The sequence below is a fragment of the Microcystis sp. LE19-195.1E genome (assembly GCF_027532095.1).
GTDB lineage: Bacteria > Cyanobacteriota > Cyanobacteriia > Cyanobacteriales > Microcystaceae > Microcystis > Microcystis aeruginosa.
Genome location: NZ_JAPZSZ010000334.1, coordinates 1 through 18499, shown reverse-complemented (window position 1 = coordinate 18499; position 18499 = coordinate 1). Strand labels below are relative to the sequence as shown.

General features: G+C 40.5%; 18 protein-coding genes, 1 tRNA gene and 2 pseudogenes. 13 read left to right on the top strand and 8 right to left on the bottom strand.

Translation table 11 applies throughout. The features are described from left to right. Window positions 1-236: 236 nt before the first annotated feature. Both O9300_RS18060 and O9300_RS18055 read left to right on the top strand, forming a co-directional pair. Window positions 237-743: a type IV pilin-like G/H family protein gene (locus O9300_RS18060; RefSeq protein WP_287973144.1), complete on the top strand. Its 507-nt coding sequence runs from the start codon at window positions 237-239 to the stop codon at window positions 741-743. Window positions 744-1135: 392 nt separating this feature from the next. Further along, window positions 1136-1921 carry a hypothetical protein gene (locus O9300_RS18055; protein ID WP_287973141.1) on the top strand — a complete coding sequence of 262 codons (786 nt, stop codon included), beginning with the start codon at window positions 1136-1138 and terminating at the stop codon, window positions 1919-1921. Here the strand turns inward: O9300_RS18055 and O9300_RS18050 are convergent. Together O9300_RS18050 and O9300_RS18045 are read right to left on the bottom strand one after the other, a co-directional pair. Next, on the bottom strand, window positions 1918-2385 hold the full coding sequence (locus tag O9300_RS18050) for a DUF29 domain-containing protein (RefSeq protein WP_287973138.1): 468 nt from the start codon (window positions 2383-2385) through the stop codon (window positions 1918-1920). The genes O9300_RS18055 and O9300_RS18050 overlap by 4 nt on opposite strands. A gap of 146 nt (window positions 2386-2531) precedes the next feature. Next, window positions 2532-2978 (bottom strand): DUF29 domain-containing protein, encoded by a 447-nt coding sequence (locus O9300_RS18045; RefSeq protein ID WP_287973137.1) that lies wholly within the window; start codon window positions 2976-2978, stop codon window positions 2532-2534. A gap of 378 nt (window positions 2979-3356) precedes the next feature. On the opposite strand from O9300_RS18045, the gene O9300_RS18040 reads away from it, so the two are divergent. Continuing rightward, the gene (locus O9300_RS18040; RefSeq protein ID WP_190722230.1) at window positions 3357-4298 is read left to right on the top strand and encodes an NAD-dependent epimerase/dehydratase family protein; all 942 of its coding nucleotides are present in this window, start codon (window positions 3357-3359) and stop codon (window positions 4296-4298) included. 122 nt (window positions 4299-4420) lie between these two features. Here the strand turns inward: O9300_RS18040 and O9300_RS18035 are convergent, their stop codons facing one another. After that, window positions 4421-4633 carry a DUF2839 domain-containing protein gene (locus tag O9300_RS18035; RefSeq protein ID WP_002759416.1) on the bottom strand — a complete coding sequence of 71 codons (213 nt, stop codon included), beginning with the start codon at window positions 4631-4633 and terminating at the stop codon, window positions 4421-4423. A gap of 156 nt (window positions 4634-4789) precedes the next feature. On the opposite strand from O9300_RS18035, the gene O9300_RS18030 reads away from it, so the two are divergent. The 9 genes from O9300_RS18030 to O9300_RS17990 all read left to right on the top strand — a co-directional run bounded on the left by O9300_RS18030 (window position 4790) and on the right by O9300_RS17990 (window position 15991). Continuing rightward, on the top strand, window positions 4790-6025 hold the full coding sequence (locus O9300_RS18030; RefSeq protein ID WP_287973136.1) for an LL-diaminopimelate aminotransferase: 1236 nt from the start codon (window positions 4790-4792) through the stop codon (window positions 6023-6025). Between the two features lie 111 nt (window positions 6026-6136). Next, entirely contained in the window at window positions 6137-6970 is an 834-nt protein-coding gene (locus O9300_RS18025) for a metallophosphoesterase (protein ID WP_287973134.1), read from the top strand. A gap of 103 nt (window positions 6971-7073) precedes the next feature. Continuing rightward, window positions 7074-7853: a pantothenate kinase gene (locus tag O9300_RS18020; protein WP_287973133.1), complete on the top strand. Its 780-nt coding sequence runs from the start codon at window positions 7074-7076 to the stop codon at window positions 7851-7853. A gap of 70 nt (window positions 7854-7923) precedes the next feature. Then, window positions 7924-8991, top strand: coding sequence for an NAD-dependent epimerase/dehydratase family protein (locus O9300_RS18015; RefSeq protein WP_287973132.1), 1068 nt, complete (start codon window positions 7924-7926; stop codon window positions 8989-8991). 77 nt (window positions 8992-9068) lie between these two features. Continuing rightward, the gene (locus O9300_RS18010; RefSeq protein ID WP_287973130.1) at window positions 9069-10604 is read left to right on the top strand and encodes an ArnT family glycosyltransferase; all 1536 of its coding nucleotides are present in this window, start codon (window positions 9069-9071) and stop codon (window positions 10602-10604) included. Between the two features lie 39 nt (window positions 10605-10643). Continuing rightward, entirely contained in the window at window positions 10644-11912 is a 1269-nt protein-coding gene (locus O9300_RS18005; protein WP_287973129.1) for a glycosyltransferase, read from the top strand. A 30-nt stretch (window positions 11913-11942) separates the two neighbouring features. Then, window positions 11943-12632: a class I SAM-dependent methyltransferase gene (locus O9300_RS18000; protein ID WP_002756283.1), complete on the top strand. Its 690-nt coding sequence runs from the start codon at window positions 11943-11945 to the stop codon at window positions 12630-12632. Between the two features lie 58 nt (window positions 12633-12690). Then, on the top strand, window positions 12691-13755 hold the full coding sequence (locus O9300_RS17995; protein ID WP_287973127.1) for an NAD-dependent epimerase/dehydratase family protein: 1065 nt from the start codon (window positions 12691-12693) through the stop codon (window positions 13753-13755). A gap of 10 nt (window positions 13756-13765) precedes the next feature. Beyond that, window positions 13766-15991, top strand: a complete 2226-nt coding sequence (locus O9300_RS17990) for a hypothetical protein (protein WP_287973125.1) — start codon at window positions 13766-13768, stop codon at window positions 15989-15991. Between the two features lie 41 nt (window positions 15992-16032). Here the strand turns inward: O9300_RS17990 and O9300_RS17985 are convergent. Next, a tRNA-Ala gene (locus O9300_RS17985) sits at window positions 16033-16105 on the bottom strand. 131 nt (window positions 16106-16236) lie between these two features. Here O9300_RS17985 and O9300_RS17980 point away from each other — a divergent pair. After that, window positions 16237-16788 carry a 1,2-dihydroxy-3-keto-5-methylthiopentene dioxygenase gene (locus O9300_RS17980; RefSeq protein ID WP_287973123.1) on the top strand — a complete coding sequence of 184 codons (552 nt, stop codon included), beginning with the start codon at window positions 16237-16239 and terminating at the stop codon, window positions 16786-16788. A 170-nt stretch (window positions 16789-16958) separates the two neighbouring features. Here O9300_RS17980 and petG read toward each other — a convergent pair whose 3' ends face one another. From petG to O9300_RS17960, 4 genes and pseudogenes are all read right to left on the bottom strand, one after another. Then, window positions 16959-17075, bottom strand: a complete 117-nt coding sequence (gene petG / locus O9300_RS17975) for a cytochrome b6-f complex subunit V (protein ID WP_002738052.1) — start codon at window positions 17073-17075, stop codon at window positions 16959-16961. Between the two features lie 262 nt (window positions 17076-17337). Next, entirely contained in the window at window positions 17338-17823 is a 486-nt protein-coding gene (locus tag O9300_RS17970; protein ID WP_039899815.1) for a hypothetical protein, read from the bottom strand. A gap of 87 nt (window positions 17824-17910) precedes the next feature. Next, window positions 17911-18363, bottom strand: a pseudogene (locus O9300_RS17965) (metallophosphoesterase); the annotation flags it as partial. A gap of 14 nt (window positions 18364-18377) precedes the next feature. Further along, window positions 18378-18499, bottom strand: a pseudogene (locus O9300_RS17960) (IS630 family transposase); the annotation flags it as partial.

Genomic DNA, 18499 nt, shown 5'->3' with positions numbered 1-18499 from the left:
AAGTGGGGAAGTGGGGAAGTGGGGGAATGGGGAAGTGGGGGAATTTCAACTAAAACCCTAAAACCCTAACACCCGAACACCCCAACACCCCAACACCCTAACACCCCAACACCCCAACACCCCAACACCCCAACACCCGAACACCCCAACACCCCCCGCAACGCGCACGCAGTGACCACCCCAACACCCGAACACCCCAACACCCAAAATATAGTCAATATTGCCAGGGCCTAACTATGAAATACCTTCTTTTTTCAGCAATCAAATCACAGGGAAAAAAAGCGAGGGGTTTTACTTTAATAGAATTGTTAGTAGTGGTGATTTTATTGGGGGTTCTCGCTGCCATCAGTTTACCGAGTCTCTTAGGACAAATCGCTAAGGGTAGGCAAGCAGAAGCGCGCGCAGCACTGGGATTAATCAATCGCGCCCAACAGGGTTATCGTTATGAAAAAGGGACTTTTGCTACTTTATCTGAACTATCTCTGGAAGCTGCCAGTATTTCCCTAAAATTCTATAATATCAGCGAAGTAGGAACTCCCAATGCTTTTGGAGCCGCCTATCGAGCGAATGCTTTGGCTCCATTTGATAACGATATTAAAAATTATGCCGGAGCGGCCGGACAAACGGCAGCCGGGGCCTATACCGGTATTGTTTGTGAGGATGAAACTCCTTTAGAAGATAATGTTTCTACCAGTAATTCCGCCGGTGTTCTTAGCTGTGTTGATGGCATTGAAATTAATTAAAATAACCCCAAAAATCTTTTATTTTTGTTGATAAGTAAATGGTTATAATTATGAAGGTCGTGATTTGTAGGTTAATTCATCGTAGGGTTAATTCATCGTAGGGTTAATTCATCGTAGGGTTAATTCATCGTAGGGTTAATTCATGAATTAACCGCGATGGTAGGGTTAATTCATGAATTAACCCTACTTATTAAGGGGGGATAAAGGGGAGATCCCCCCGCCTATCGGCACCCCCCTTATCAAGGGGGGCAGGGGGGATAAAGGGGAGATCCCCCCGCCTATCGGCACCCCCCTTATCAAGGGGGGCAGGGGGGATCGAACCTAAAATCCATGTTTTAATTTAATTAAAACCAGCTACTTACGTTACTGATTATTGACTTTTATTTAAAGCTATGGTAGGTGCAAAAAAATCTCTCAATCTATCGTTACTTAAAACTCTTGGTTTAGTCGCCGTCATCGGTGGACTAATCATGGCTATTGTGGAAATGCAACAGGAAAAGGTGAAAACCTTGACCAAAGAAAAGTTATTAGATAGAAATTATCGTCAAGAGTCTCGCCTAGAAAATGCTCAGGTTGAGTTATTAAAAAATATACCAGCTTTTGGCTTTTACAATATGTTAGCCAATTGGTCAATGTTGCAGTTTATACAATACTATGGCGATGGGGATGCTCGTAGGGAAACTGGTTACGGTTTAAGTCCCGATTTTATGGAAATTGTCACCAAAAATGACCCCAAATTTGTCCGCGCCTATTTGATGATGTCTGTCGCTTCTTCCCTGAATGCTGGTAAACCGGAAAGAACCATTGAGATTATGAATAAAGGTTTATCAAAAATCACTCCTGATGTCACCGATGCCTATTTTCTTTGGTTATATAAAGGAGTGGATGAACTATTATTTTTAGGTGATATTCCCGCGGCGAAAAAATCCTATCAAATGGCCGCCGATTGGGCGAAAATTGCTGGTAATGAATTTATCGAAAAATCCGCTAGGGGAACAGTAAAATTTTTAGAAACTAATCCCGATAGTCGCGCTCCTAGAGTCGGTGCTTGGATGTTAGTCTGGATAAATAGCCAAGACGAAGAAACCCGCAGGTTAGCTAAGGAAAATATCGAAAAATTGGGCGGTAAATTGGTGATTAATGATAATCAAGTGATGGCAATTCCCCCCAAAGATTAGGGTTTGACATATTTTTCATCCTGCCAAAACTTATGATTTAATAAACCATCAATATCCTCAGCAAAGGGACAAACATCGGGAAAATTAGAGTCTGGATAATCCTCTTTCACCGCTTCTAAAGCTTCTCGATAACATTCTTCTAAAATCTCGATCATAAACCTTTTCAAACTAGGAGAATACTTAAATTCCTTCTTCAACTCCTTGCGAAAATTTCTAATTTCAATTTCCCACCCTCGATAACAATCGGGAAGAACCACATAACAACGTTTTAATAAATGTTCTAATAAACGAGTTAAAAAATTATCGACCGCTTTGCGTTGACTTTTCCCCAAAGACTCCACCTCCTCGATCAAATTCTCTAAATCAACTTGAGATAAATCCCCAGATTTTAATTGTTTGACGGTTGCTTCTATCCACAAAGCAAAATCTTGATTATAAAGATTTTTTACCTTGGCTAAAGTCATAATTTTTCTCCCTGTTAAACTTAAATTCATTTCTTGAAAATCACAATAAATTCGGTTATTAAAGACTGATTATTTATTCCGCTTTTTGCATGAGTGCATGAGTAGAAAACGGGTTTCTCGGAGAAACCCGTTTTCTGTACGTTACTTTAACTTTCCCAAAACTTATGATTTAATAAGCCATCAATATCCTTATAAAAAGGATAAACATCGGGAAAAATAGCATCATATTCGATTCGCATATTCTCCACCGCTTCCTGATAACAATCATCACAAATATCCGTCAAAAAACTGCATAAACTAGGAGAATCTTTCAGGATATCTTTTAACTTCGATTGACAGCGTTTAATTGTTACTTCCCAACCTCGATAACAGTCGGAAAAAGGAAGATAACGCCGTTTTAAAGCCTGTTCAAATAATGTGACTAGACGGTTTTTTAGTTCCCTTTTGTCTCGTCTTCCCAAAGATTCCACCTCCTCGATCAAATTCTCCAAATCAACTTGAGATAAATCCCCAGATTTTAATTGTTTGACCGTCTTCTCTATCCACAAAGCAAAATCTTGATCATAAAGATTTTTTACCTTGGCTAAAGTCATAATTTTGAGCTGCTCTGTTGACTAATTACCTTTATTTTACCGAAACTTGGCCAACAATTTAAGTCTGAATTGGCGCTTACTTAAAACTTGCATTAAAAGTCGCTCGGTTTGGGTGCATCTCACATTTTCGGAAATACCGATAATCAGCAATTATCAGTCACTCTTAAACTGCTACAAATGTATGAACAGCCGCGTGTAAGCATCCCACCGAAAAGCTAATGCGCGAGGGGTTTGGGGACGGCGCTTGCGTCCCCAACGGGGGGTTTGGGGGGTAGAACCCCCCAAAAGACTGGATTGATGACACAAACCTAAAAAGCACAGTTTTTAAACTGCACCGATCGAGGGATAATATAACCTTGATATTGACAATGGCGACTTATGAAAATTTTAATTATGGGTGGAACCCGATTTATCGGTGTTTCTTTGACTAAAGTGTTAGTAGAACAGGGTCATGAAGTAGTATTATTCAATCGTGGCAATAAACCCGCTCCGGTTGCTGGAGTACGACAGATACATGGCGATCGCACTGACCCAGCGCAACTGAAAGAAAAGCTTAAAAATGAAAGTTTTGAGGCAATTTTCGATAATAATGGCAGAGAATTAAGTGATACTCAGCCCCTCGTCCAGATTTTTAGGGAAAGAATCGGGCATTTTGTCTATGTTAGCTCGGCGGGGGTTTATCTAAAATCCGACCAAATGCCCCATAAAGAAGGGGATAAACTAGATCCCAAAAGTCGCCACAAGGGAAAACACGAGACAGAAAACTATTTAAGCGAGATGGGTTTACCCTGGACTTCCATCCGTCCGGTTTATATCTACGGACCGGGGAACTATAATGACCTAGAAGCTTGGTTTTTTGACCGTTTGGTTCGTAATCGTCCTATTCCTATACCCGGTCATGGGGAACATTTTACCCAATTCGGTCACGTTGTCGATCTGGCCAAGGCCATGGCCGCAGTATTGGGTAATTCTCAGGCTATCGGTCAAGTGTATAATATTTCTGGCGATCGCTATGTAACTTTTAACGGTTTAGCGAAAGCTTGCGCGGCAGCGATGGGGAAAAATGCCGAGGAAATCGAGATTGTTAACTATAACCCCAAAAAATTTGACTTCGGCAAAAAGAAACCTTTCCCCCTGCGGGTTCAACATTTTTACGCTGATATTAATAAGGCCACCCTGGAGTTAAACTGGCAGCCCGAATATGATCTCGTCAGTGGTTTAACAGACTCCTTCCAGAATGATTATCTCCCTTCCGGTCGCGATCGGCAAGAAATAGACTGGGCGATCGATGACCAGATCTTGGCAAACCAACAAAATTAATTTTTTGGGGGAAGTGGGGAAGTGGGGAAGTGGGGAAGTGGGGAAGTGGGGAATTTCAACTAAAACCCCAACACCCTAAAACCCTAAAACCCTAACCCCCAAACTGATGCAGCTTTAACCAGTTATTGGACATTCCACCAACCGAAGGCCGGCCCGACAAAGCGAATAACTACCCAAACCCCAGCTAAAACTCCTATACCAATCCAGGCACCCCTAGTGGTTAACTTGTAAGCTTGGGATGCTTGACTTTTAGTAATCGGTAGCCAAGGCAGGATGTTTTCTTCCTGTCCATACTTATCACCCAGGGCCGATTGACGACGTTTTGATTCACCCATACTAATGTCAGTTATTAAGAGGTTTTTCTCTGATTGTATATCGAAAGACAACCGCCTACACTCACTCCCAGTCCATGAAGGAGGGCGATCGAAACTGACGGCTGATGACCGACTATTATAGAATTAAAGGTTGCGACTGAAACGAGAATAATAATTATGGCAACCATTAACAGTAATTACTTAAAACTAAAAGCGGGTTATCTTTTCCCAGAAATTGCCCGACGAGTCCAAGCTTTTGCGGCAGCTAATCCCGATGCTAATATTATCCGTCTGGGGATTGGGGATGTCACCGAACCTTTGCCCCTAGCTTGTCGCGAGGCAATGATCAAAGCGGTGGAGGAAATGGGCGATCGCTCTAGCTTTAAGGGTTACGGGCCCGAACAGGGTTATGCTTGGTTAAGGGAGAAAATCGCCGTCCATGATTTTCAGGCTCGCGGTTGTGAGATAAGTGCCGATGAAATCTTTATTTCCGACGGTTCTAAGTGCGATACGGGCAATATTCTCGATATTTTTGGAGATAATAACTCGATCGCCGTGACCGACCCAGTATATCCCGTTTACGTTGATACTAATGTTATGGCCGGACACACGGGAGAGGCCAACGACCGCGGCGAATACGAGGGCTTAATTTATCTGCCAATTACCGCCGAAAATAACTTTACTGCCCAGATTCCGGCGGAAAAAGTCGATTTAATCTATCTCTGTTTTCCCAACAATCCCACCGGGGCCACGGCTACCAAAGAACACTTGACAGCTTGGGTTAATTATGCTAGGGCCAACGGATCGATTATCTTTTTTGATGCGGCCTACGAGGCCTTTATCACCGATGCCAGTTTACCCCATTCCATCTACGAAATCGAGGGGGCGCGGCAATGTGCGATCGAATTTCGCTCTTTTTCTAAAAATGCCGGTTTTACTGGGACCCGTTGCGCTTTAACCGTGGTTCCCCAAAGTCTGATGGCCAAAGCGGCCGACGGCAGTGATGTGCAACTCTGGAAACTGTGGAATCGTCGGCAATCGACCAAATTTAACGGCGTTTCCTACATTGTCCAACGGGGGGCCGAGGCGGTTTATTCCCCGGAAGGACAAGCACAAGTACAAGAACTTGTCAAGTTTTATTTACAAAATGCAACAATTATCCGAGAAAAATTAACCGCCGCCGGTTTAGAAGTCCATGGTGGCGTAAATGCGCCCTACGTTTGGGTAAAAACGCCCCAAGGTCTATCGAGTTGGGATTTCTTCGATAAACTGCTACATACCTGTAATGTGGTGGGGACCCCCGGATCCGGCTTTGGGGCCGCCGGAGAGGGTTATTTCCGGCTGTCGGCTTTTAATAGTCGTGCCAACGTCGAGGCCGCTATGGAGAGAATTATCAGTAAATTTCAAGGCTAATGGTCAAAAGAGGGATGTTTGCGGAAGCATCCCCCAACAACCCCATCGGGAATTGATAGACTGTTGACACACCCAATTTTTCGGTAACTACTCACCGACAACGGCTCACCGATGCGACCCTTTTGGCTAGAATCCTTACAGGTAGAAAGATTAACGATCGCAATTGCTGGCCTACCGGCACATCTGCAAGGGATCAAGTTGGTGCAGTGGTCAGATCTGCACTGCGATGAACAGCATTTGCCTGTAGCTGTCCTGCAAGAAGCGATCGCCATTACTAATCAAGAAAAACCCGATCTCATCTTCCTGACGGGAGACTTTATTACCTATAGTCCCCAGCCAATTTTTACCCTGGTGGATAGCATAAAAGCTCTCGAAAGTCAAGGGGGTATTTATGCTTGTTTAGGAAATCATGACAGTTATCTTCCCCACGCAAGGGAAACGGTCAGAGCAGCCTTAACTGGCGTGGGAATTCGGGTACTCTGGAATGAAATCGCCACACCCTACGGCGAAAATTTTCCCATTGTCGGATTGGCCGATTATTGGTCTGGGGAATTTTTACCGCAAATCCTCGAGCAAATTGCTCCCGATATACCCAGACTCGTCCTTTCCCACAATCCCGATACAGCCATGGTTTTAAGGGATTGGCGCGTGGATTTGCAGTTATCCGGTCATACCCACGGAGGTCAAGTGACTATCCCGGGTATGGGTTCCCTACCGATAATTTTAGAGAAACTTAGGCGATCGCTGCCCGAACCCTATGGTCAATGGGTTCCCCTTCACCGGCAGTTTAGCAGAGTAGTCCGATACTGGCAATGGTCCGAGGGATTTCACCGAGTCGGGGAAAATCAATTATATGTCAATCGAGGCTTAGGAACCTATTTTCCCGGTCGTCTTTTTTGTCCCCCCGAAGTGACGGTAATTACTTTGATCAACAGGACTCAGTAGTCAGGAGTCAGGAGCCGGTCGTCAGGAGATTATTTTTATTTATTCTCCCCATCACCCCACTTCCCCACTTCCCACTCCCCACTTCCCACTTCCCACTAACTAAATGACTGAGCAAGATACTGACTGGATCGGTTTGATGATCGGCAATTCTCGGCTACATTGGGGGTATTTTTGCGGTCAAACCCTGTTAGCTTGTCTCGATACTCCTCACCTGAACGAACCCCTAAGTAATGAATTTTTGCGACAAATTTTCCCTAAACTCTTGACAAATAAATGTAACTGTGCATTGATTGTCGCCTCCGTGGTTCCTAGCCAAAAAGAATTGTGGGCAAATTATGGCAATTTACGGAGAATTACTTTAAAAGATATTCCTTTACTGGATTTATATCCGACATTCGGCATCGATCGAGCTTTAGCTGTCTTAGGTGCGGGAAAAAAATATGGATTTCCCTGTTTAGTCATCGATGCGGGAACAGCCTTAACTTTTACGGGGGTGGATGGGGATAAAAAGCTAGTGGGGGGAGCAATTTTACCCGGGTTAAGGGTGCAATTAGCCAGTTTAAGGGAACGGACGGCAGCCTTACCAGAGGTGTCCTTATCGGAAAGATTACCGCAGATGTGGGCAAAAGAAACAGCAGAAGGGATAAGAAGTGGGATAATTTATACAATTTTGGCGGGAATAGAAAAATTCAGTCTGGAATGGTTAAATTTATATCCAGAGAGCGGGATAATTTTAACAGGGGGAGATGGGGACTTAATTAGGGATTACTGGCAAGAAAAGGCCATTAAATCACCCCTAGTGGATAAGACGATCATTTTTCAGGGAATTGCCGCAGTTAAGGGAATCTCCTCCTGTTTAATTGACAAAGGCGAACCTATCTAGTAAAGTCGGAGAAAGTTTTCTCAACTTGAGAAATTTCTGAACAACTAGGCAAAAAATTCAGGATATAGTTATGGCGATCGTTCTAATAACTGGTTCTGCTGGTTTAATCGGTTCCGAATCAGTGAGGTTTTTTTGTGATCGGGGTTATACCGTTGTCGGTATCGATAATAATATGCGTCAGGTATTTTTTGGCGAAGACGCTTCGACGGAGTGGAATCGAGCCAAATTATCCCAAGATTACGGTGATAAATACATTCACCATGCTGTAGATATTCGCGATCATGAAGCGATTTCAGCTATCTTTAAAACCTATAGTCATGATATATCCTTAATTATCCATACGGCGGCGCAACCTTCCCACGATTGGGCAGCTAAGGATCCCTATATGGATTTTAGTGTCAATGCTAACGGAACTTTAGTATTATTAGAAAATACTCGTCAACACTGTCCCCAAGCAGTATTTATTTTCTGTTCCACCAATAAAGTTTACGGGGATAGACCGAATGAATTGCCTTTAGTAGAAAAAGAATTACGTTGGGAAATCTCGGAAAATCATCCTTATTTTGCTCAAGGTATTGACGAGTTGATGAGTATTGATGCTTGTAAACATTCTTTGTTCGGTGCCTCGAAAGTGGCGGCGGATGTGTTGGTACAGGAATACGGGCGTTATTTTGAGATGAAAACTGCCTCTTTTCGCGGTGGTTGTTTAACCGGTCCAAGTCATTCGGGAACGCAATTACACGGGTTTTTATCCTACTTAATGAAATGTACGATGATTGGCAAAGAATACAGTATTTATGGGTATAAGGGTAAGCAGGTACGCGATAATATTCATAGTTATGATCTCGTCAATGCTTTCTATCATTTTTATCAAACTCCGCGAGTAGCAGAAGTTTATAATATCGGTGGTAGTCGCTTTAGTAATTGTTCCATGTTAGAAGCTATTCAAGAATGTGAAGCAATTGCGGATAAAAAGTTAAACTGGCAGTATGTAGAGACCAATCGTATTGGTGATCATATCTGGTGGATTTCTGATGTGAGTAAGTTTAAAAATCATTATCCTGATTGGCAGTTAACCTACACAGTAACAGATATTCTCAAAGAGATTTTTAGTCAAAACGTTAGCCGTTGGTTATAGTATAGCATTGAATTACTATGTCAAAACTATCTGGGTCTGTGCGTCTTATGGGTTTAAAAAACTGGAGATAGTCAGATATGCTTGCTTCTAAATCATGGACTGAGAAAATATTATTGTTAATTTTTGCAGTTTGCTTAATCCATAGTTTGTGGGCGATTAGCAGGGGCTGGAATAATCCTTTGATAGATGTCCACGCTTTTCGTCAAACTCAAACGGCCATCTCGGTCTTTTATTTACTCAAAGGCAGTCCTTGGTTAGCTTATGAAACCCCTGTTTTAGGACCACCTTGGTCAATTCCGATGGAATTTCCGCTTTATCAAGGAATAGTGGCAATTTTGGTCAAGCTTTTTCAGACTCCCATTGACCAAACTGGTAGATTTGTGAGTGCTTTTTTCTTTTATTTAAGTTTGATTCCTATATATGTAATCCTATCTTATTTACAAGTAGCAAGAGCTTTCCGTTGGCTGTTTTTGAGTTTATTTTTAGCCAGTCCCCTTTATCTGTTTTGGGCGCGAACATTCATGATTGAATCAACTGCCCTATTTTTCTCTTTAGCTTACCTTGCCTGTATTGCTGTTTATTTTCGCTATAAATCGCCAATTATTGCCTTATTAGCCTGTCTTTGTGGAATCGCTGCCAGTCTGACTAAAGTAACGACTATGGCTGGATTTTTAATTTTAGCTTCTGTCTGGATAGGTGCTAATTGGTTTAAGAAGGAGTCATCTCGTAACTTAGCGAGAGATTTATTGATACCGGTCGTTTTATTTATCGTCATACCCTTCCTTCTAGCCAAAATTTGGGTTAACTTTGCCGATGCCCAAAAGCTACTCAATCCCATGGCAGCAGATTTTATCACCTCGAAAGCTTTGAGAGATTGGAACTTTGGAACTATCGCTCAAAAATTATCTTGGTCTGGGTGGAGTAATTATCTAAATATGACTCTAAACGATGTTTTTGGAGGAACAATAGTTAGCTTAATTGTCCTGTTAATTTTACCCTTTTTTACTAGAAGAAAGTTATTTATTTTAGCTTCTACATCACTGTTTATAGTTACGGTAGCAATTTTTACTAATCTCCATTTTGTTCATAACTATTATCCCTATGCTAATGCTTTATTTTTGCTTGTGGCTGCTGGATTTGTATTAGTGGGATTGATAGAAAAAAATCAGCAAATTCTTCGTTATGCAGGTTGGTTAACATTAACTTTAGTCTTATTATCTCAATTTCACTTATACAGGGATTATTGGTATCCTCAAATAAACCACAGAAATGAGTTAGAAATTAATTATTTAGAAATTGCTGAACGCGTTAGAAATAGGACTTCTACCAATGGAGTTATTTTAATTTATGGTAGTGACTGGAATCCATTAATTCCTTACTATAGCCAACGCCGATCCTTAATGTTTAATGGACAATCAAATAATCAAAGAGAGGAAAATGCTCTCGATCAATTATCAAAAACTAACTATAAAATTGAGGGAATAATTTTTTGTAATGAAACAAGATATGAACGAGAGCAAAAGAAAGATTTAAATAGTTTATACAATCTTAAGGATAAGCCAATTTTTTCTAATAAACATTGTGATGTATACACAACAAGACACAGTAAATAAGAGATAATTATCTGTCATTTATATTGAGTTGAGTTCCCTATGTTAACTAAAATCTACAACAATAAAGTTTTCCGATTTCTCATTGCTGGGGGAGTGGCATTTCTAATCAACCTGTTCCTAATTTATTGGTTCATTGATGACTTGGGATTTAATACCCCATTTCTGAAGAATGTTGCTAATGTTATTTCGATAGAAATATCTTTAATTGCTAGTTTCTTTATCTATAGAATCTGGGTGTGGACTGGGGGAGATTGGACAATCAGAGATGTGATTTTGATACAACTTCCTCTCTATCATCTCTCGGCAGGTTTAGCAATTTTACTGCGAGTTTTTTTGATATTTCCCTTCTTAAATTGGTTGGGAATTAGCCCCGGAGTCAACACAATGATTGGGGTTTTAGTGGGGGCCAGTATTAACTATGTTGCCAGTGATAGCCTAGTTTTTAAACCCAAGAATAAGACTAATGAGACAGAAATGTACTATCCCGAAGGATTAGCACCAGCTTTCGAGATGGACGGTTACTCTCACCCACGTCAATCAAGGGATAACCATGGGGTAAAAACCCTATCAATAATTATCCCTGCTTACAACGAAGAAGATTGCATCGAAAGCACTACTCACTTAATATCCGAACGTTTAGAACGGGATAAAATTGATTATGAAATCCTAGTGGTTAATGACAATAGCAAAGATAACACCGAAGCAGTTCTGCAAAAAATCAACCAAGAAAATCCTCGGATTCGCTACATCAATAACTATTATCCCAACGGTTTTGGTTTTGCGGTACGCTGTGGATTAGAAAATTTTAGCGGGGATGCAGTGGCAGTAGTAATGGCAGATAATTCCGACTCTCCCGATAACATGGTGGACTATTATTATAAACTCCAAGAAGGCTACGATTGCGTTTTTGGTTCCCGTTTTATCAAAGGAGGAAAAGTTATTGATTATCCCATGCACAAGTTATTCATTAATCGTTTGGCTAATCTATTCATTCAAGTTTTATTTGGGCTAAAATTTAATGATACCACTAACGCCTTTAAAATCTATCGTAAGGATGTTATCGAAGGAATCTCACCTCTACTGTCTCACCATTTTAACTTAACAGTAGAGATGCCCTTAAAAGCAATCGTGCGAGGATATTCCTACACGACAATTCCCATCACTTGGCGCAATCGTACCACGGGTATTTCCAAGTTAAAACTCAAGGAAATGGGTAGCCGTTATTTATTTATAGTTCTCTCTATCTGGTTAGAAAAACACCTTTCTAGAGGCGACTATAAGCGCAAACCTGTCCAAAAAATCAGATAAAAGTAACCAATAAATTCAGAGGTTAAAACCATGTTAGACGAGCAAGTAACCCGACAAATGGAATACTTAAAGAGACTTTACGAAAGTCGCTTTAATCCTCAAGAAAGAAAAGCAAAATTAGCTCTTTGGAAAGTTTTGGTTAATAATTTTTTACAAAATTATGTTACTGTCAATGATACAGTTTTAGATATTGGTGGAGGTTACTGTGAATTTATTAATCAAATTCGTTCTAAAAATAAATACTTAATCGATCTTAATCCTGATGCAAAAGTTTTTGCTAATCCTGATGTAACGGTATTGAATCTCAATATTCTCAGTATTAATGAGCAGCAAAAACTTGATATAAGATTTGATAAAATTTTTATCTCCAACTTTTTCGAGCATTTAAATAGTGCGGAAGAATTAATCGAAGTTTTGGGATTTTGTTATGACATTTTAACACCGGGCGGATCACTTCTAGTGATTCAACCTAATTTTAAGTATTCTTATAAAGAATACTATGATTTTATCGATCATAAACTACCAATAACTCACCTTTCTTTAAAGGAGTTATTGGAAACAATTGGTTTTAGAATCGATACTTTAATTCCTCGTTTTCTACCATTTTCTACGAAAGGAAGACCCGCTTCACCCACCTTACTCAAAATTTATTTAAAATTCCCTATTTTCTGGAATTTCTTGGGTGGGCAGCTATTTGTCAAAGCCACCAAACCTAGATAATTACTGACAATACAGTGATTCAAAGTAACCTACAAATACTAATCAAGATTGTACAATTATGACTAGGCAAGTGTTAATTACTGGTGGTGCGGGTTTTGTGGGCAGTTCCTTAGGTTTAGGATTAGCCCAACGTTATCCCGATTGGAAAATTATCGCCTTAGATAACTTAAAACGTCGCGGTTCCGAGTTAAATATTCCCCGTCTCAAACAGGCGGGAATTGAGTTTGTTCATGGAGATGTCAGAAATGCGGAAGACTTAGAAGCATCCGCTTTGCCAGTGGATTTAATCCTAGAATGTTCGGCAGAACCTTCCGTTTTAGCTGGTTATACTTCCCCTGGCTACGTTTTGCAAACAAACTTAATTGGAACGATTAACTGTTTAGAATTAGCTAGACAAACCCAAGCAGATTTTATTTTTCTCTCCACCAGCAGAGTTTATCCCATTGCCTATCTTAATCAATTAAACTATACAGAAACAGATACTCGTTTTCAGTTATCTGAACAGCAAGATTTACCCGGGGTTTCTGCTTTTGGTATCAGTGAACAATTTCCCTTAGATTTGCCCCGTTCTCTCTACGGTTCTACTAAGTTAGCATCGGAATTGATTATCAATGAATATGGGGATGCCTACGGATTAAGAACTTTAATTAATCGCTGTGGGGTTTTAACCGGTCCTTGGCAAATGGGAAAAGTTGATCAGGGAGTTTTTGCCCTTTGGGTAGCTAATCATTACTTTCAGAAGTCCTTAAAATACATCGGTTATGGTGGTACGGGGAAACAGGTTAGAGATTTTCTTCATGTAGCTGATTTACTCGATTTAATCGATATTCAGATTGCTAATTTAGAACAATTCAAAGGGCAGACTTTTAATGTGGGGGGTGGGCAAGATTTTTCCTTGTCCCTTTATGAAACCACAAAACTATGTCAGGAAATCACGGGCAATAGTATAATGATTGAGGCAATTCCCGAAAATCGCACCGGAGATATGCCAATTTTTATCACTGATTCTCGCAAAATCAGTTCTATAACTGGATGGCAACCCCAGCGAGACGGTAGAAAATTAATCCAAGATATTTTTGATTGGATTCACACCTATGAAAAGGAATTAAAAGGTATTTTTTAACTGAACAATTATGCAGAAAAAATCTTTCAAATCACCTGTAGTCGTCAAGGGAATACTAATTATCATTACCGCCTACTTTTTTCTGGCAAATTTGCCTATTATTGATTGGCTAGAAATTGGTTTAGATGCTTCTTGGGCTTTTGCTATTAGTGATGCTGCCCATAAACAGTTAATTTTTGGCCAAGATATTATCTTCACCTATGGACCCCTAGGCTATCTGATTCATGGCACATCTTTAAATCACAACTTTTCCCAAATTATCTATTTTCGCTGGTTGATACACCTTTGTCTATTAGCAGTAGTTATTCTCAGATTATTATTTATTAAGGACTATAGCAATCAAATAGTTTTTGTGCTGTCAATTATTTTTGCTACCCTAGTAGGAAATCCCTACAACAGTATCGGCTTTACTGTTGATTATCAGATAACATTTATCCTTTTGATACTCATGTCTTTTGATAACTTTTTTCAAAAGTACATCAATTATTTGGCTATAGCTATTGGCATGATCACTGGTTTCTCTATACTCACCAAACTAACTTTAGGAATTTATCTAGCAGGAAGCCTGTTTATCTACATATTTGTTAATATTTTTCGGGGATATTTTCAAAAGTCACCATCGATAGTTATAAAAAATGTTCTCGCTGGTATTAACTTAACTTTAAGCATTCCTTCCATTGCCTTTATTTTTCTCTATCCAGCCTCTTATAACCGAGCCTTTATTCACATTATAGTTAATCTTTGCATTGCTGGAGGAGTGGCTTTAACTCTCTGGTTTATCGTCAGATCCCGCCGCCCATCGGCACCGCCCTTATTAAGGGGGGCAGGGGGGATCAAAGGCAAAATCTATCTTCTATTTAACCAGAATCACTTACTTAACTTGTTACCTCTGTTAGTATTTTATGGGCTTTATGGGTTACTTCTCCTCCAAACAATTAATCTAGATAATTTTCCCTCTCTCATCGAATATTTGAGCAATTCTTGGGCATTTTCTTCTGGTTATTCCAGTGCGATGAGTATTGTAGGAAATTACCAGCATTTACTCATTGCCTTGCTCTGCTTTGCCTTAAGTTTGCTTTTAATGTCTCTGGCAATTATAGACCAAAAAATTAGTCTGGCTATTGCCTATATTTTTCCTATATTTTTATCATTTAAGCATGGATTTGTTAGGCAAGATGCTCACGTTGTTGTTTTTACACTTGTGGTTATTGTTTTAGCTTCTCTCTATACAATAATTATTAAAAACTCTCGGTTTAAGAAGATTGCCTATTGTGCTTGGGGAATAATTTTTTTGGGATGTATTATTATCACCTCTAGTCCTAATTCAACCATACTGGAAAATGCTCGCCAGTGGAGTAATTTCAGTCCCGATAGGGTGGCTAATAATATTGGGGTTGTCATTTCCTCTATGCTTAATCCCAGAGAATTAGAAATGCGAGGTGAAAGGAGTACAACTCAAAATTTACAAGTCATTGCTACCGCTACCAAAATACCCGATTCTGTGCTGGAAAAAGTGCAAGGCAAAACTATTGATATAATTCCCTGGGAATTTTCACTTATTCCGGGCAATCAGCTTAATTGGAAACCGCGGCCGATTATTCAATCCTATTCTGCTTATACAGAAAAACTGGATGAACTAAATTATCAAAGCTTATCTCAATCTCCCAGAGATTATCTGATTTATCACTTTCAAGCTATTGATGGCAGACATCCTTTTTTTGATGAACCTAAAGCCTTTTCCTATGTGGTTTGTAATTATCAACTTGACTCGGTAAATTCGCCCTTCCAAGTCCCCGCAATCAAAACCAACTTTTATCTTCTAGAAAAACAAAAAGTCAGTCGTTGCATTCCAACCCCTCTAGGAGAGACTACTAATGTTACTTGGGATCAAGTCTATGAATTACCTACTCGTAATAGTGGGATTACTCGTGTTCAAGTTAAATTTGAATATTCTTGGTTGGGTAAAATAGTCAAACAACTCTTTAGAATCCCTCCCGTGATAATTAACGTTAATTATCTCGATGGAACTCAAGCCAATTTTCGCTTTGTTCAAGACAATTCAGCTAATGGAGTTATCCTTAGTCACTTACCAAGAAATGATCAGGAATTAATGGCATTTTTTCAAGGAAAATTACCACCACAAGTCAAATCCTTTAGCTTTTCTGTCAGTAATCCTCTGCTATTCTCCCCAGAAATAAAAGTAACGCCTTTTTGGGAAGTTGAGACTGGTTCATAATCTTTCTTGAAGCTTGAAAAGCGGTTAATATCTCTGGCAAATGGAGAATAGGGAACTCGAATCCCTGACCTCTGCGGTGCGATCGCAGCGCTCTACCAACTGAGCTAATTCCCCAGATATAGACCATAATAGCATTTTTGAGCAGAAAATACTAGGAACTGGCAAGGGATCGAGGGGCAAAAAATCGAGCGGCCTGCCCCCGGAAAACTTTAAAATGGAAAAAGTAATCTTGAGGATGATAACTAATGGCGATACTACGCTTAGAGAATGGGACAACCTATACCCAGTTAGCCGATATTAGTCTGGAATTGGCCAAATTAAATGTCACTTTAAACTATTGGCCGATCGAAAACGAGGCCACCCGTCAGCTACTTAAGCAAGCTTCTCTCACCGAAGAAGAAAAAGAAATAGTTTTAACCAGCTTAGACGGTTATTTTGAGCAACTTAAACAAGAAGCGGGTTATCAAGCTAGAGATTTAATCGTTTTACACCCTGAAATTCCCAATCTCGACACTTTACTGGCAAAGTTCGAGCGCTGTCACACCCACGCCGACGATGAGGTGCGTTATATCATTGATGGGGAGGGAGTTTTTGGCTTTGTCTTTGCCGATGGTTCTCAGGGGGAATTAACTATTCAACCTCAAGAATATATCAATGTTCCCGCCCATACCGAACACTGGTTTCACCTCACTGCCAGTAAACGAGTTAAAGCAGTACGTTACTTCACCAGTACCGCCGGATGGGTTCCCGAATACACGGAAACCGTTATTCGTTTTCCTAGTTTAACAGCCGTGTAGCTCTTGGTTTTAGGCGATCGCTTTCCCAATAAGACAGATGAGTTTTGCAGGGATGGCAACGCCGGCAGCAACAATCTGTTAAGCGGCAAATCTGTCCTGTTGAAAAATCTCCCGTCTAGTGCCTAGCTTGACGGGAGATTGTCTTAATTCGGGGGATTGGCGTGATAGATTTAGTCTAAGCCGAATTGATTGCCCCGTTTGTACTGTAAATAGGCGGCAACGAACAAACCCGCTAGGGTAATGGGAATTAAGCCTAGGACAATCCCTAGCACTAAAGGTTCAATCACGTCTGTACTCCTTGGATTAGCAATTTTTCACCCGTATTTTATCGTAGCAGGGGTTGCCCGCGAAAGATAGGGCGATCGTACATACTTCTTAAGTGGGGTGTTGGGGTAGTGGGGTGTGGGGTGTGGGGTGTGGGGTGTGGGGGGTAGTGGGGAATTTAGCTGAAATTTCCCTATCTCCCTATCTCCCTAAATCCCTGACTCTTATCTCCCGACTCCCCAAAAGGAAAACTTGCTATCTCACCATTAAGATAACTGCTCTACTCTAGGAGCGATCGAGAAAAAATTTTCTCAATTTGCCTTTACCCCAATAGCGATCGATTTCTTGCCAGAGATTGTGGAGACAAAAAACCACTGCGAGACAGAGAGTAACCGCAAGGATTTGAGAGAAACTTTCCCTTTGCCAAAATTTGGCCATTGCCTCCGAAATCACCCGCGTTACCCGATAAGCTTCCAGAAAACCCTCGATCGAGCCGAGAATCAGTGCTGCTAGGGTATAAACAAAGGTTCGATACAGAACACTAACGTAACGGGGACGATTTTCTAACCATTCTAGCTTCATGGCTGCGTCGAGAATGGCCACGGTTTTTGCCGCAAGGATCGCTCCTAAGATCGCTTTACCCAAAACGTAGGTGGTAATCGAATACTCTTCCAGAAATAATTTCATGATCAGAAGAATATAACCGAAAGCCAAGAAAAAAAAGAGGGCAAGAGAACCGATTTTTTTTAATTCCTTTTTAAGTGCTTCCATTTATTTTTATTGATTTTTTTTGATATTTTCTGCCAAGATAGCGGCCGCGTACCATAACTATAAGCTATAGTTAATTATTTGTTGCAGCTATTCTCCCATCTCCAGCAGAAAGTTTGAGCGCTGATAACTAAACTGATGCTTGAAACTAATTACGGCTTGATTGTCGATAAAATGAGGATTACCGAGGGGATCGATGGCACTGAAAGCGTAGAAATAACGGCGTGCTAGGGGCGGAAAATCGCTAAAATCGAAGATTGTGTCACCTTGGGCCACATCTGCCCAAAAATTGCGTAATTTTGGGGCTAATTCCTCCGCTAGACTCACGGGAAGATTGAGGGGATGACAGGTTAATAAACGCATCATAAAAGGATAAGAGCGATCGCCTAACCATTGCCGAGAAATAGCGGGTAAATTCTCCCATCCGGGTATATTTTGCAGATGAAAGGATTCTATGGCTAATTCAACCGTGTTTTCGCAATATTCTAGCACCCGGTAGGGATGGGGATAACTGACGAGAGAACCGGTGGTAATTTCATAGATAAGCTTTTACGCATTTAAGTTACATTGACAGCATTACCCTTATTTTTAAGTTTTCTACTCCATTTAATAATCAATCCCCCTTCATTTAAAAGCTGATTGACTACTTTTTCCAGTTCTTCTTTATTTTCAAATTCTC